Genomic DNA, 14,205 nt, shown 5'->3' with positions numbered 1-14,205 from the left:
GCGGCCGTTTCCGGGTGGGTCCGGTCAGCCTTTTAGGCCGCCGGAGAAGCCCTGGATGAAGCGCTTCTGCGCGAACAGGAACAGGGCAAGGATGGGGATCATGGACACGATGACAATGGCGAAGATTGAGTTCCACTGGGAGACCAGGGAGCCGATGTAGTAGTACATGGCCACCGGCAGGGTCTGGTTGGCGGAACCGCCCAGGAAGATCAGCGACGTGAAAAAGTCGTTCCACACGATTAGCCCGGCGAAGATGGTGACCGTTCCTGTGGCGGGAGCCATCATGGGGAACACCACCTTGGAGAAGATCTGGGACTTGCTGGCGCCGTCGATGGTTGCCGCCTCTTCATAGTCCGTGCCGAGGCCGCGGAAGAAGTTTGCGTAGAGGAAGATCGACAGCGGCAGGAGCATGCCGGTATAGAGGACGATCAGGCCCCACGCGGATCCGGTGAGCCCCAGGGCCCGTGCACCCATGTAAAGCGGGACGGCGCCGAGTTGGCCGGGAAGGATGATGGCCACCAGGAAGAGGTAGTACGCGCCCTTGCTCCAGCGGCGGGTGCTGCGGGAGATGACGTAGCCGGTGATGGAGCCGAGAGCGATGAGTCCCACGATGCTGCCCGCGGTGATGATGAGGCTGTTGACCAGGCCCATCACCACATTGGAGTTGCCGGTGGCGGTGAGGACGTCGATGAAGTTGCTGAAGTCCGGGCTCTTAGGCGGAGCCAGGGCTGAAGTGGTGAACAACTCGGTGTCCGGCTTCAGCGCAGTTGTCACCAGGAAGTAGAACGGCGTGAGGAACAGCAGGGCGAGCGCCCACAGGCCGACTTCGCGGAGCAGGGTGAGTTTGGTGTAGCGGAACATGGCTTAGTCCTCAGGGTTCGAACGCGTCAGCCGCTGCTGGATTACGGCGAAGATCAGGATGATGGCGGCGAGCACCAGGGCCAGGGCGGCACCGCCTCCGAAGTTACCGAGCGCGAACGCCTGCTTGTAGACCTGGGTGGCCAGCGTTTCGGTTGCCCCGGCGGGGCCGCCGCCGGTGAGCGCCATGATGGGATCGAAGACGCGCAATCCCTGGACGATTCCCAGCGTGGTGGCGATGGCGACGGCGGGGCGGATGGCGGGCAGCGTCACGTTGCGGAAGCGCTGCCACAGGTTGGCGCCGTCAATGGCGGCCGCCTCCTCCACTTCCGCGGGGACACCGGCCAGGCCGGCCATAAAAATCACCATGGCAAAACCGGTGGAAGACCAGACCAGCACCACCAGGACGGTCCAGACGGCCCACTGGGGGTCGGCGAGCCACGGTTTGGCCTGGTCGCCGGCGCCTATTGCCGTAAGGAAGGCATTAAGCGGACCGTCGAAGTCAAAGATGTACTTCCAGATGTACGCCGTGGCCAGCGGGCTGAGCACCACGGGCATAAAGAACAAAGTCCGGAGGATGTAGCGGGTCTTGAGGACGCGGTTCAGGCCCAGAGCGACGACCAGCCCGGCGATGTTGCCCAGGAGAACCGAGCCAAACGCCAGGAAGAGGGTGTTGGAGAGGGCTCCGACTTTCGTGGGGTCCTCGAAGATGGCCTCAAAGTTGGCCCAGCCCGTGATCTTGAACGAGCCGATGCCCGTCCAGTTGGTAAAGGCGAAGAATCCGCCGATTCCGGTTGCCACATAGTGAATGGCAAACACCAGGGCGATCCCGGGCAGGGCCCACCACCAGTGTCCGAACTCCAGGCCCCGGCCCCGGGGGCGAACGTTCTGGCCCGCCCCCGGAGTCCGCCTGCCTCGCCGGGGTGCTTCAGCTGCTTCGCTTTTCGGTTGCATCGTCGCAGTCATGGTATTCCTTGCTTGTCCCTTTGAGTGGTCGGAACGTTGATGGTGAAAAACGCTACTGGCCCCAGGCGGCGTCCATGGCCTGCAGGACCTGGTCAGGGCTCTTCTGGCCCGTGATGATGCCCTGGACCCCCGTGGCCAGTGCGTCGTAGACGGCGGAATTCGGCCACTGGCTGTTGGGCAGGGGCCCGTACTTGCCGTCCTTAATCAGGTCACCAACGTTCTTGTAGGCGCCGCCTTCGAAGTCGTACTTGTCCAGACCGGAGACCGGAAGGGCGCCGTCGATTTCCGCGAAGGCCTTGGTCTGCTCAGGTTCAGCCGCCCAAGCGAGGAAGGCTTTGGCCGCCTCCTTGTTCTTGGAGGCCGCATTGATGGAGAAGGCGTAGTTGGCGCTGGCGTAGACGAAGCTCTTGTCCGAGCTCTCGGCCGGGAGGGCGCGCACGCCGAATTCGGAGCCGGCAGCAGCGGACTGCAGCTGCTTCCAGCTCGTGGCCGGGATAAATCCTGCCAGAGCCGTACCGCTGGCTAGGCCCTTGGTGATGGCGTCAAAACCGGCACCTGCGGCGCCCTTCTGGAAGCAGCCCGCATCCTTCAGGGTGTTGACTGCTTCGAGTGCCGATTTCCAGCCCTCCGTGTCTGCGAACGTGACTTCCTTGGCCGCGCGCTTTTCGTTCCACTGGGGGTCTTCCCCGTAAACCCGGGAGGCTGCCAGTGACATGGCCGTGAGGCCTGTGTTGGGAGGCGCTGCACCGGCAAGGGCGAAGAGGGATTTCCCGGACGATTCGAGGGTTTTGCACTGCTCTTCAAGAGCCGCAAAGTCCGCGGGGAACTCGCCGGCAGCCTTAGCCGCAGTCTCGTTCGTGACCAGGGCGGACACGGTGATGGCCGTGGCCTGGCCGAAAACCTTGCCTTCCGGGCCGAAGGTGCTGGCACTCCCTTCAGGCAGGAGCTCCTTGGCGGAATCGTCCAGCGGCTCAAGGAACCCGGCCTCCGCCAGCGGAAGGATACTGCGTCCCTGGCCGCTGCCGGGCGAAGTCACCACGATGTCTGAGGCATTTCCGGCCTGGAGCTGCGTGCGAAGGGTCTGGTCGTAGGAGTCGTTGGGCTGCGGGTTGAACGTGATCTTCACGTCCGGGTTCGCCTCCATGTACTTCTCGGCGAGCACCTGGAAGGGGCTTTCGATGGTGTTGGAAGTGGCGAAGGACAGCGAAAATTCGTTCGAGCCTCCGGAGGCGTTGCTGCCGGTGGAGGCCGAGCAGCCGGTAAGGACGAGGGCGGCGATGGTGGGGACGGCGAGGGCGCCGGCCTTGAGGCCTGAGTAGCGACGGTGCTGTGTCATATCCAGCCTTTCTGACTTCGTTGTCGAAAATATCCGGGAGCCGTGACCCCGGTCACTCACCAGTATGCAGGAGATGTGCAGAAAAAGCACATAAGTATTGCAGATGCTAGACATAAGTTTCACGGGGGTCTGCGGAAGCTCGATACATTGGAGGATGTGATGCTCAACACCAGCCCTATTGATACCGCTGATACACTGGCCGGACGAAAGTTCACCGTTGAAAGATCGCCGCGCCGTGACGAATAATGTCCTGCTTTCCCGGCTCGACCTCAACCTGCTGATCTCACTGGATGCCCTCATTACCGAGCGGAGCGTGACGAGGGCGGCCGAGCGGCTCCATCTCAGCCAGCCGGCGCTGAGCGCTTCGCTGGCGCGGCTCCGGTCCCACTTCGGAGATCCCATCCTTGCCCGCCGAGGCAATGCCTATGAACTCACACCGTTCGCCCTGCGTCTGGCTGAGCACACAACAACAGCGCTGGAGGCGGCCCGGCGCGTCTTCGAGAGCCAGGCCACGTGGGAGCCCGCCGAGTCGGAGCGCGAGTTCTCCATTTACGGCTCCGATTACGGATTTACCACCGTTGGGCGCGTCGTTTCCGAGCTTGCGGCCGAGCGTGCGCCGGGCGTCCGGTTCCGGTTCATGCTGCACAATCCGATGGTGGTGGAAGATGCAGCCAACCGGCTCCGCTCCGTGGACGGCATGGTGATTCCGCACGGGTTCCTCTCCGGGCTCCCCTACCTGGACCTGTGGCGGGACAGCTGGGTGGCTGTGGTCTCTGCGTCCAATGACGCCGTCGGCGAAAAAATCACCATGGAGCACATCGCAGAACTTCCGTGGGTGATGACGTACCAGACCCGGTCAGCGTCAACATCGGCGGAACGCCAGATCATGCAGCTCGGAGTTGAGCCGCGCGTGGACGTGGTGGTGGAGAGTTTCCAGTCCTTGCCGCATTTTGTGGTGGGAACCAACCGGATCGCGCTCATCCAGGCTGCACTGATACCGTTCGCGCTGCGCGTGGGAGGGGTGCGGGTCCTCCCGCTCCCCTTCGACGCCACGCCGCTGGTGAACGCCCTGTGGTGGCATCCGGTGCACAACCGCGATTCGGAGCATGAGTGGATGCGGGGCCTGTTCAAGGAGGCTGCCGGCATCGTTGCCGCTGCGGCCGCCAAGGACGTCCCTAAAGCCCCGGCTTAGGAGCTCCCGGTTTAGATGCCTCGGTGCCCGGCCGGGTGAACGGACAGGCACCGAGGATGCACAAGTGCTGAGGAGTCAGGCTGACGCCAGTGCAGAGCGCATGCTCTTGCGGATGAGGTCATGCTGCTTGCGGACCAGCTGCAGCGGATCCACCTCGCCAAGCTCGGCGAAGGCGTGGCCCTCCCATTCGCTGGACCAGTAGCCGCGGTAGCCGCCCTCCACGAACACGCGGACGAGTTCCGGATAGTCGATGGCGGGCTCGTTGCCGTGTTCATCAATGTCGTAGAACTTGGCGTGGACGTGCATGATCTGCGGCATGATGTCTGCCCACTCCTTCGGGCTGACATGGCCATGCATGTTGAAGGCCAGGTGGGCAAAGGAACCAAGGCGGGCAGGATCGAAGTCCCGCCCGCGGAGGTAGCCGATGAACTCTTCCTGCCGCGCCCGCATCGGCGCGTCGGTGGCCCAGATGACCTGCAGCTTCTGGACTGCTTCGTCGTCGAGCCCGGCACGGCGGACGGCCCGCAGGAGCGTGGGCGACATGCTGTGCATGGTGGAGGAGAAATCGGCCACGAAGCCCAGCAGCGGTGAATCGAGTTCCGCGTAGACGTCGCGGACCTTCATGATCTCTGGGGAGTTGGGTCCCAGGGGTGCGTGGATCTCGTAGGCAAGCTTGAGTTCCAGGTCCTCGGCGAGCGGCAGCAGCCGTCGCAGCAGGGCGGGCTTGGCGCTCTGGATGCGGACCAGCGGGAAGCCGAGCTTCTTGGCGCCGCGGAAGAGCGTCTCGGTGAACTGGTATTCCTCGTCGGGGGTCATGTCCCGGTCCCGGCGCCGGCCCATGTCCAGATTGGCACCGAAGGAGCTGGCCGTGAAGCCGTGTTTGTCGAAGGCCTCCTGCCAGGAACGGGCGAAGTCATCCGAGACGTGCGGATATGTGGGCAGGACCTGGGAGGCCACGATCTCAATGCCGGGGCCGATGCCCAGCTCCGCCACACGGTTCAGCAGGCCGTCGAAGTCGTACCAGCCGGCCCGGAACTCGGCGCTGGCGGAGTACAGGGTAAGCCCGAGCGAGAAGGGATCGTCCTCGGTCTTGGCCGGAGGCGGGGTGACCGCCGTCGTCAATTCAGGAGCCGCAGCGGCCCTGTCCGTGACGGTCAGGTCGAGTGTCTGATTCACGAAGTTGGGGACGTACATGCCGGGGCCGCCGTCCTGGCCCGGGGCGATCTGCATATAAGGCAGGCGCAGCTCCCCGATGAGCTGGACGGTGTGCTGCTCGCCCAAGGCCAACGGAGTATCCCGTTTGGCGATCAGCAGGGGGTGCTCCTGCAGGTACCACAGGGTTTCGCTCTGCGCCGGCAGGTCGGCAAGCTCGTAGCGGACACCGCCGAGTTCCAGGGCCAGGTCCTCGGCAGGAACGTCCTGCCCGTCAATGGTGAGCCGCAGGCTGGAGACCGAGGAGAGCCAGAGGCTCCGGTACCACGGCAGTGTCAGGGCCAGGGCCAGGCCGTCCGGGTGGGTGCGGAGGCTCGAATCGTCAAGAAGTCCGTTTGGCATTGTCTGTTCTCTTTGCTGGGAGGAGGTAGGGGTCAGGGAAGTTCGAACGTTATGCGGCGGATGAGCGCGTGCTGGCGGCGTACCTGCTCGATGGCCCGCCATGGCGTGCGGTCGCCTTCGTATTCGCTGGAGAGGTAACCGGTGTAGCCGGCGTCTTTGAGTGCCTTGAGTACGGGCAGCCAAGGAATCTGCTGGTCCTCGAGTTGCTCGTTGATGTCGTGAAACTTCGCCTGGACGAACACCACGTACTGGGCAATCGCTGCGAAATCAGCAGGGTCTACGCCGATGCCGTCCAGGAACGCGGGCCGGGTTTCGCGGGTCTCGCCTTCGCGCAGCGGGATGGGCCGGTCCTGGAAGATTCCGGTATCGATGAGCAGGCCGAAGTTCTTGGTTCCGGTCCGTTCGATGAGGCTGATGTAGTCCTCGACAACGGGGTGCTTGATGGGCGTGGGCGAGTGGATCTCGGGGCAGATAATGATCCCCAGCTCGTGGGCGAGGTCAAGGGAGCGCTCCACCGATTCAGTCCAGATGGGGTCCGGAACCAGGTCACCGGACACCACGCCGATCTTGGGCCGGACGAACCCGAAACCCAGGCTGTGGGCCAGCCGCAGGTCGCGCTGCAGCGCCTCTGCACCCTCGGCAGCCGTCAGGCTCCGGCCCGGATGCAGCCGGGTATCGATCCAGGATCCGCAGTTCGTTGGCTCCAGGGAGTACTTCTCGAGCAGGCTGAACCAGTTGTCGATCCACGCCGGGGTGGGTTCGGGGTAGCCGGGGACGTGGCCCTCCCCGAGGATTTCCACGCCGGTGGCGCCCACGTCCGCGATGGAGGCCAACGCAGTCTCCAGGTCCATCACCGTGCCGTAGTCGCCCATGTAGCTGTAGAGGGAAACGCCGTACCGGAAGGTTCCGTCACCGCCCGCCGGGGCCAGCGTGACCGCACGGCTGACGCGGTGGATGGTGGGCTGGTGCTCGACGGGAATATAGGACATGCGCAGCCGCAGTTCAATGGTGAGCTCGTGGACGCCCTGCGGCAGGCCGCCGTCGAACGGAACGGTGACCACCGCGGCCTCCTCCAGGGGCCAGCGCACGCCGTCGCTTTCCCACAGCTGCTGCAGGGTGTAGGTCCGTTCGCCGAAGGTCCACAGCGGAACGGCAGGGCCGACGTCGACAATGCTGCCCACGCGGACCGCAATGCCGTCGATGAGCGACGCGGCCATACCGCGGTAGGAAGGCATCCGGACGCGGAACTGGAAGCCGGTCACACGACCGCCCTCGGTGACGTTGCGGAAGCCGACGGACTGGATGAGGTCTCTTTCGAGAAGCATCGTTGCTCACTCTCTCTAGGTGCGAAATCAGACTAACAGCATTCCGTCACTTTCATACCTAAGTTTGTGAGAATTACACCTAACCCTCGGTGAAAGAACCGTTCAGCTCGGCCCTGGTGGGCGGGTTGGCGCCAGGCCGGGAGACAGTAACGGCCGCCGCCTTGGCTGCGTGGGCCAGGAGTTCGGCGAGGCCCTCGGCGGGGAGTTCACGCAGGTCCTTGCGGTTCTGGGCACCGTCCAGGCCGCGGTCCACCAGTCCGGACAGCAGGGCTGCCATGAAGGAGTCACCGGCACCCACCGTGTCTGCCACCTCGACTTTGGGAGCAGGTACCTGCGCCTCGCCCTGCCGGGTTATCCCCCACGGCCCGTCCGCTCCGCGGGTGACCACCACCATGGCCGGGCCCTCGTTGCCTCCCAATTCAAGCCAGCGGCGGGCGGCGTCCAGCACATCCAGATCGGGGTAGAGCCAGGCCAGGTCCTCATCCGATGCCTTGACAACGTCCGCGAGGGACGCAAACTTCTCCGTATGGCGGCGCGCGTAGTCCACATCGGTGATGATGCTGGGCCGGCAGTTGGGATCGAAGCTGATGGTGGCGCGCGGATGGGCGTATTCGACGGCGGCCAGCACGTCGGTGGCGCCGGGTGCCAGCATCGTGGCGATGGAGCCGGTGTGCAGCAGGGTGGTCCCCTGCAGCATAAACGCCAGCCGGTCGGCGATGCCGGGAAGCTCCCAGGCGAGGTCGAACGTGTAGGTGGCGGCGCCGTCGTCGTCAATCAGGGCGGTGGCCACGCTCGTGGGGAGATCGTCCGGGCCCAGCGGAAGCATCACGGAACTGGCGCGAAGGTGCGCCGCGACGGAGTCACCGTAGGCGTCCCGGCCGTAGCGGCCGATGAACTGCACCGGGTGGTCCAGCCGGGCCAGGCCCACCGCAACATTCAGCGGGCTCCCGCCCACGTGGGCCTCGATCCCGGAGGCGCGCTGGACAACGTCGACAAGACCTTCGCCAATAACTGTGAGCATGCCCATACTCTGCCAGAGTTGAGGCGCCGGCAGCAGTTCGTGTCAGCCCAGCAGCTCGTGTACCAACTCCCGGCACTTCACATAGGCAGCAGCTTCGGGATCGATCAGTGCAAAATGGTCCCCGGGTACCGTGACCAGCTGCGCAGGCAAGGGCCCCGCTTGGCTCGCGTCAACGTACGTGCCGGACATCGCCAGCGGCACGTCCTCGTCCTCCGTCGCATGGACCGCATAAACCGGAACGTCCAGCGGGAGCGCAGCCATAGGGTCCGCGTACCGGTGCCGGCCCGGAAACTCCGACGACGGGCCGCCCAGCAGGTTGGCCACCGCACCATTGCTGAGGTTCAGCCTTTCGGCCTCTGCGAGGTTCAGCACGCCGGACTGGCTCACTACGCCGGTGATGCGGACGCGACCGGCGCCTGCCCCAACGCCGCGATGCTCAGGTTCCAACCCCAACCCGCCCAGCCGGTCCCGGCCTGCCGCCCAGACCGCCAGATGCCCGCCTGCCGAGTGGCCCAGCGCCACTACGTTGGCCAGATCCAGGGCATGGGCGGCGGCGAGCTCGCCAAGCTTGTCGATCCCAGCCAGCACGTCGGTGAAGGTATTGGGCCAGCCCCCGCCGTTTCCGGCGCGGCGGTACTCCAGGTTCCAGGCAGCCATCCCATGGGCAGCAAGGTCCTCCGCCAGCGGCTCCCCCAGCTCGGCACCGTACTGCGAGCGCCAGTAGCCGCCGTGAATCACCACCACCACGCCGCGGTGCTTAACGTCATCGCGCAGTTCAGGGAGGAACAGTTCGCCCCACTGGCTGGGGTCATCGCCGTAGTGATGCCTGTGCCGCTGCACCTGTGCGCCGTTGATGGGGTCCTCCGTCGCTATTTCCTGTGGCTGGCTGGGTACCTCTGCGCAAGCGGCGAGGCCAGCACCTGCCGCAACTGCCCCTACAAAGAAGGTCCGACGCCGGAAGCCAGTCATGAGCTGAGATTACCGTCCGCCGGGTTAGGAACAGCAGTGTTCGTATAGCGAACTTTTGTGCGTTAATTGAACATGCCTGTACTCTTGTGGGCGGAAAGTATGCCGCGAGTCACAGCCAGTTGTGGCAAAACTCTCGACCGGCCGTGCTTCCGTTCTTTTCCCTAAATCAATGAGGATTCCATGACAACTTCCCACTCCCCCCGCCCGTCACGTTGGCCGGTCTGGCTTTGCTGGCTGGCTATGGTCCTGGACGGCTTCGACCTGGTGGTGCTCGGCACCGTCATTCCCACCCTGATCAAGACCGGTGAGCTTGGCTTTGACGCGGTCGGTGCTACTTTCGTGGCCACAATTTCGCTCGTGGGCGTGGGTTTGGGAGCGCTCTTTATCGCCCCGCTCTCGGACCGTTTCGGGCGCCGGAACCTGCTGGTTGCCTGCGTGCTCTGGTTCTCGCTCTTTACCCTCGCGGTGGTGTGGGCGCCCAACGTTGCCGTATTTGGCGCCCTCCGGCTTCTGGCCGGGGCCGGACTTGGGGCATGCCTTCCGGCCGCCCTTGCCTACATGAACGACTATGCCCCGGCCGGTTCCGCGGGCAAGTCAACCACCCGCACGATGACCGGGTACCACGTCGGTGCCGTCGCCACAGCGTTCCTGGCGATGATCGTCATTCCGGACTGGCGCATCATGTTCGTCGTGGGAGGCGTTTCAGGCCTGGTCCTCCTGCCGTTCCTGTGGTTCAAACTGCCGGAGACTTTGCCGGCAGTCCGCGTTGCCGGGACGGCGGAGAAAACCGGGTTCCGGAACCTGGTGCAGAAGCCTTACCCTCTGATTGCCGCAGCGATCGGTGCGGCGTCGTTCATGGGACTGCTGCTGGTATACGGCCTGAACACGTGGCTTCCGCAGCTGATGGCTTCCGCTGGATATCCCGTTAGCGCAGGGCTTTCCCTGCTCCTTGTTTTGAATCTCGGCGCTGTTGCCGGACTCATCATCGCCGGCGTCCTGGCTGATAAGCACGGAACCAAGCGCGTCGTGTTGCTGTGGTTTGGCCTTTCGGCGGTATGCCTTGCCCTCTTGAGCATCAAGGTGGACAACGCTGTCCTGCTGAACGCCCTCGTCTTCGTCACAGGAGTGTTTGTCTTCAGTTCCCAGGTACTCGTTTACGCCTGGGTCAGCCAGCTGTTCCCGGCCCGCCTGCGCGCAACGGCACTTGGGTTCGCTGCCGGCGTCGGCCGCGTCGGCGCCATCGTGGGACCTGCCGTGACAGGCGGCCTGGTGGCCGCCGGCATCGCCTACCCGTGGGGTTTCTACGTCTTCGCAGCAGCGGGCGCCCTGGCGGTGGTTGCTCTCCTGGCGGTCCCGCAGGCCGTTGCTGCCGCCCGCAGCAACGCCACGGTCAGTTAGGGTCCGGCGCGCAAGCAATTCCTCCGGGTGGGGCCGCTCTGACGGCCCCACCCGGACGCGGGGTCAGCTCCCGGACAGGCGCGCCACGTCAAGCGCCTCCGGGTAGGCAGCCTGCGTTCCCTTGCGGGTGGTGGCCAGGGCAGCCGCTACCGACGCGAAGGCGGCGGCGCCGGCGAGCGCATCGCCGGCTGCGAGGCGGACGGCAACGGCACCGGTAAACGCATCGCCGGCCCCGGTGGTATCAACGGCCTTCACCTTCGTGGGCGCAATCCGGACCACCTGGCGGCCCTCCGGCGCCAGCGAATCCAGCACCACCGAACCCTGCGAACCAAGCGTCACCAGGACCTGCCGGATGCCCCGCTCGGCAAACCGCAACCTGACCTTTTCCCATTCCGCGTCCCATTCGGCACCGGCTGCCTCCGGCCCGGGAACCGCGGCGCCGTCCCCCAGGAACAGCGCGGCCTCGTGCGCGTTGACCAGCAGGACATCGGTGAGGGCAGTCAGCTCCTCCGGAACCTCGCCGTACGGCGAGAGGTTCAGCAGAACTGTTGCGCCGGCGTCATGCCCTGCCCGGGCCGCTGCCAGCACCGTCTCCATGCTGACTTCCAGGCAAAGACTGACGACGGCGGCGTCGTTCAGAGCGTCCGAGGCCTCCGCCACGTCCGCCGGCGACAGGGTGCCGTTGGCGCCGGCCGAAATAATGATGTTGTTCTCGCCGCTGGCATCGACGGCGATAACGGCCACGCCTGTAGGCTCGTGCGACGTCCGGACATGCCCGACGTCGACCCCCGAGCCGGCCGCGGAGGAGAGCAGCATGTCGCCGTTGGGGTCCTCCCCCACCGCGCCGACAAGACTGACGGTCCCGCCCAGCCGGCTCGCGGCGACGGCCTGGTTGGCGCTCTTGCCGCCAGGATTCACGGCGAACCCGTTGCCGTGCACCGTCTCGCCCGGGAGCGGGAGGCGTTCGCAGTAGATGGTCAGGTCGGCGTTAAGGGAGCCGACGACGACGATCCGGCCGGTCTTTCCGGCTGCGGGCTGCCCCGCCGCGCCTTGGCTGGAGTCTGAGGCGCCGGCGTTCATTCGGCCACCTCGGCTTCAACCGGCTTGGGAATCAGCAGGGAGGCAGCGAAGGCCGCCACGGTAAGGGCCAAGCCCACCACAATCACGGTGAGGTAGGACGCCTTGGCATCCCCGAGCGCGGAGGAGGCCACGAGGACGGCGGGGAGCACCAGGAAGCTGAGGCCGGCGCCGAGGTTGAAGGCGCCTGCGTTCATGCCGGGCAGGAAGCCGGGATTTCCCGCGGGCGAGAGGACAACGCCGAGTCCGTTGAGCATGATGTTGACCGTACCGGCGTACATGATGCCCAGCAAGACAGTGCCGGCAATCATCAGCGGCAGGCTGCTTAGGCCGAAGAACGCGATGATGGCCAGCGCCGCGATGCTGCCGAGGAGGCCGATGCGCAGCACCTTGGTGTAGCCCAGGACGGGAGCGAGCTTCCCGCTGAGCGGCCCCACAATCCACCCGAGCAGGGCGTACGGGGTGAGGATGATCAGCGACATTTCGGTGGGCCCGATGCCAAAGCCGTCGGCCGCCTGGACGTAGGCGGGGACGATGCCGTTGATGACGGCGAAGATGCCGGTCATGGTCAGGGTGGTGGTCAGCAGCGGCGCCCAGGTGGAGCGCTGGCGCAGGTGCACGGTTTCCACCATCGGCTGCTTCGCCCGCTTCTCCACGGTCCAGAAGGCATAGAACGCGACGGCGGACACCAGGACCAGCGCCAGGCTGAGCATCAGGGTGCCGGACGAGAAGGCGCCCACCAGTTTGGCGCCTTCGTTCAGGGCAGTCAGCAGTGCACCCACGGCAACGACGATGAAGAACACGCCCAGCCAGTCCATCCGGGTGCCGGCGGCCGGCTTGCTTTCACCGGCCAGGAAGGCGATCAGGGCGGTGGCCACCAGGGCCAGCACCACCATGAGCCAGAAGATGCTGCGGAACCCGAAGTGCTCGGCGAAGTAGCCGCCCACAAAGGAGTCGACGCCGGCTACACCGCCGTTGACGGCCGTGATGAGGCCCATCAGCGTGCCGTATTTGCGGGGGTTGCTGACGGCGGAGCGCAGCATGATCAGGCAGAGCGGAACGGTGGGGCCGCTGACGCCTTGAATGATGCGGCCAACGAACAGCCAGGTGACGTCCGGGGCGAGGGCTGCGATGACGGAGCCGACGGCCATGAGCAGCATCATGCCCACGAGGATCTTCTTGCGGCCCACGATGTCGCTCAGGCGGGGCAGGAACAGGGAGAACAGGGCGGCTGCTGTAAAGAACCAGGTTTGGGACAGGCCAATGACGGCCTGGTCCGTGTTGAGCTCCTCGCCCATGGTCACCAGGGCCGGGCTGAGCATGGAAGCGTTGAGCTGGAAGGCCACGCAGGCCGCCAGCAGGGCGACCATCAGGGCGGTGACGTTGCCGCGGGTGGCCTTGGCTTCGACGATGGTGGCAGTCATTTACTTGACGCCTCCAGCGGTGAGGTGGGCACCTTCCCGGCGTTCGGCGTCGGCCGCGTTGCCATCAGTGTTGCTCTCACCGGTGGGCGGCTCGCCGATGGCAACCAGTGCGTCGGTGAGGAGGTTCCAGAACCTTTCGTGGTCGAGGGCGACGGCGACGCTGGTGTGGCAGTCCGCCGGCGCCGGGGCGCGGAAGTCGGCCACGGTCATGCCGAGCGTCAGGCTGCCCTGCAGTTCGATGTTTACCGGCACCTTGCGGGTGCTGACGATGCTGGGGTCAATGACATAGGCAACGGCGCAGGGATCATGGACCGGCGGGGCGTCAAAGCCCTGGGCGTCCTTGTAGGTATGGGCGAAGAAGTCCATCAATTCCGTGACGAACTTCGCCGGCTTCGTGCCGATCGCGGCAATCTTTTCCACCACATCCGGGGTGGCGAGCGCCTGGTGCGTAAGGTCCAGGCCCACCATCACCACCGGCCACTTTTCGTTGAAGACGATGTGGGCGGCTTCGGGGTCGATGATGATGTTGAATTCGGCCACGGCGCTCCAGTTGCCCACGTGGTAGCCGCCGCCCATGAGGACAACTTCCTTGACGCGTTCCACGATCCGCGGTTCCTTGCGGGCCGCCATGGCGATGTTGGTCAGGCCGGCGGTGGGCACCAGGGTGACGGTGCCGGGTTCGTGGGCCATCACGGTGTCGATGATCAGGTCCACCGCGTGCCGCGGATCCAGTTCAATGGCCGACGGCGGCAGTTCCGGGCCGTCCATGCCGCTGTCCCCGTGGATGTCCGGGGCGGTTTCGATGTTGCGGACCAGGGGGCGGTCGCAGCCGGCGGCAAAGGGGACGCCGGTGATGCCGGCGATGGTGCCCACGGCGAGGGCGTTCCGGGTGACCTTCTCCAGGGTCTGGTTTCCCACCACCGTTGTAACGGCCAGCAGTTCGATGTCCGGGTTGCCGTGCGCGAGCAGCAACGCGACGGCGTCGTCATGCCCGGGATCGCAGTCAAGAATGATTTTCTTGCGGCCGGGTGCTTGCCCTTTAGAGGGCTGGGCGGAAGGTTCCACGATGATCTCCACGTCATTGG

At 65.3% G+C, this 14,205-nt stretch carries 12 protein-coding genes; 2 read left to right on the top strand and 10 right to left on the bottom strand.

Features of this window, described 5'->3' with window-relative positions:
* Window positions 1-24: 24 nt before the first annotated feature.
* From M1D93_RS01515 to M1D93_RS01505, 3 genes are read right to left on the bottom strand one after another with little or no spacing between them, the layout of a single operon-like run.
* A complete protein-coding gene (locus M1D93_RS01515; protein ID WP_091419149.1) occupies window positions 25-861 on the bottom strand; it encodes a carbohydrate ABC transporter permease in 837 nt (278 codons plus the stop codon).
* 3 nt (window positions 862-864) lie between these two features.
* The gene (locus M1D93_RS01510; RefSeq protein ID WP_461173445.1) at window positions 865-1,824 is read right to left on the bottom strand and encodes a carbohydrate ABC transporter permease; all 960 of its coding nucleotides are present in this window, start codon (window positions 1,822-1,824) and stop codon (window positions 865-867) included.
* A gap of 52 nt (window positions 1,825-1,876) precedes the next feature.
* Window positions 1,877-3,160, bottom strand: a complete 1,284-nt coding sequence (locus tag M1D93_RS01505) for an ABC transporter substrate-binding protein (RefSeq protein ID WP_461173444.1) — start codon at window positions 3,158-3,160, stop codon at window positions 1,877-1,879.
* 235 nt (window positions 3,161-3,395) lie between these two features.
* Here M1D93_RS01505 and M1D93_RS01500 point away from each other — a divergent pair, with 235 nt between their 5' ends.
* Window positions 3,396-4,352: a LysR family transcriptional regulator gene (locus M1D93_RS01500; protein WP_461173443.1), complete on the top strand. Its 957-nt coding sequence runs from the start codon at window positions 3,396-3,398 to the stop codon at window positions 4,350-4,352.
* A 75-nt stretch (window positions 4,353-4,427) separates the two neighbouring features.
* On the opposite strand, the gene M1D93_RS01495 is transcribed toward M1D93_RS01500, so the two are convergent.
* The 4 genes from M1D93_RS01495 to M1D93_RS01480 all read right to left on the bottom strand — a co-directional run bounded on the left by M1D93_RS01495 (window position 4,428) and on the right by M1D93_RS01480 (window position 9,092).
* Complete coding sequence (locus M1D93_RS01495; protein WP_461173442.1) at window positions 4,428-5,906, bottom strand: C-glycoside deglycosidase beta subunit domain-containing protein; 1,479 nt, start codon at window positions 5,904-5,906, stop codon at window positions 4,428-4,430.
* A 32-nt stretch (window positions 5,907-5,938) separates the two neighbouring features.
* Window positions 5,939-7,231 carry a C-glycoside deglycosidase beta subunit domain-containing protein gene (locus M1D93_RS01490; RefSeq protein ID WP_461173441.1) on the bottom strand — a complete coding sequence of 431 codons (1,293 nt, stop codon included), beginning with the start codon at window positions 7,229-7,231 and terminating at the stop codon, window positions 5,939-5,941.
* Between the two features lie 79 nt (window positions 7,232-7,310).
* On the bottom strand, window positions 7,311-8,252 hold the full coding sequence (locus M1D93_RS01485) for a carbohydrate kinase family protein (RefSeq protein ID WP_461173440.1): 942 nt from the start codon (window positions 8,250-8,252) through the stop codon (window positions 7,311-7,313).
* A gap of 42 nt (window positions 8,253-8,294) precedes the next feature.
* On the bottom strand, window positions 8,295-9,092 hold the full coding sequence (locus M1D93_RS01480; RefSeq protein WP_461175087.1) for an alpha/beta hydrolase family protein: 798 nt from the start codon (window positions 9,090-9,092) through the stop codon (window positions 8,295-8,297).
* Window positions 9,093-9,401: 309 nt separating this feature from the next.
* Here M1D93_RS01480 and M1D93_RS01475 point away from each other — a divergent pair, with 309 nt between their 5' ends.
* Entirely contained in the window at window positions 9,402-10,619 is a 1,218-nt protein-coding gene (locus M1D93_RS01475) for an MFS transporter (protein WP_461173439.1), read from the top strand.
* 63 nt (window positions 10,620-10,682) lie between these two features.
* Here M1D93_RS01475 and M1D93_RS01470 read toward each other — a convergent pair whose 3' ends face one another.
* The 3 genes from M1D93_RS01470 to uriH are packed head-to-tail and all read right to left on the bottom strand — an operon-like array spanning window position 10,683 to window position 14,185.
* On the bottom strand, window positions 10,683-11,699 hold the full coding sequence (locus M1D93_RS01470) for a ribokinase (protein ID WP_461173438.1): 1,017 nt from the start codon (window positions 11,697-11,699) through the stop codon (window positions 10,683-10,685).
* Window positions 11,696-13,120: a uridine transporter UriT gene (gene uriT, locus M1D93_RS01465; protein WP_461173437.1), complete on the bottom strand. Its 1,425-nt coding sequence runs from the start codon at window positions 13,118-13,120 to the stop codon at window positions 11,696-11,698. Before uriT ends, M1D93_RS01470 begins: the two co-directional genes overlap by 4 nt.
* Window positions 13,121-14,185 carry a uridine-preferring nucleoside hydrolase UriH gene (gene uriH, locus M1D93_RS01460; protein WP_461173436.1) on the bottom strand — a complete coding sequence of 355 codons (1,065 nt, stop codon included), beginning with the start codon at window positions 14,183-14,185 and terminating at the stop codon, window positions 13,121-13,123. It abuts the gene before it with no gap.
* Between the last annotated feature and the right edge of the window lie 20 nt (window positions 14,186-14,205).

This window comes from Arthrobacter sp. Z1-9 (assembly GCF_054792695.1).
This window is presented reverse-complemented; position numbering and strand designations above follow the sequence as displayed.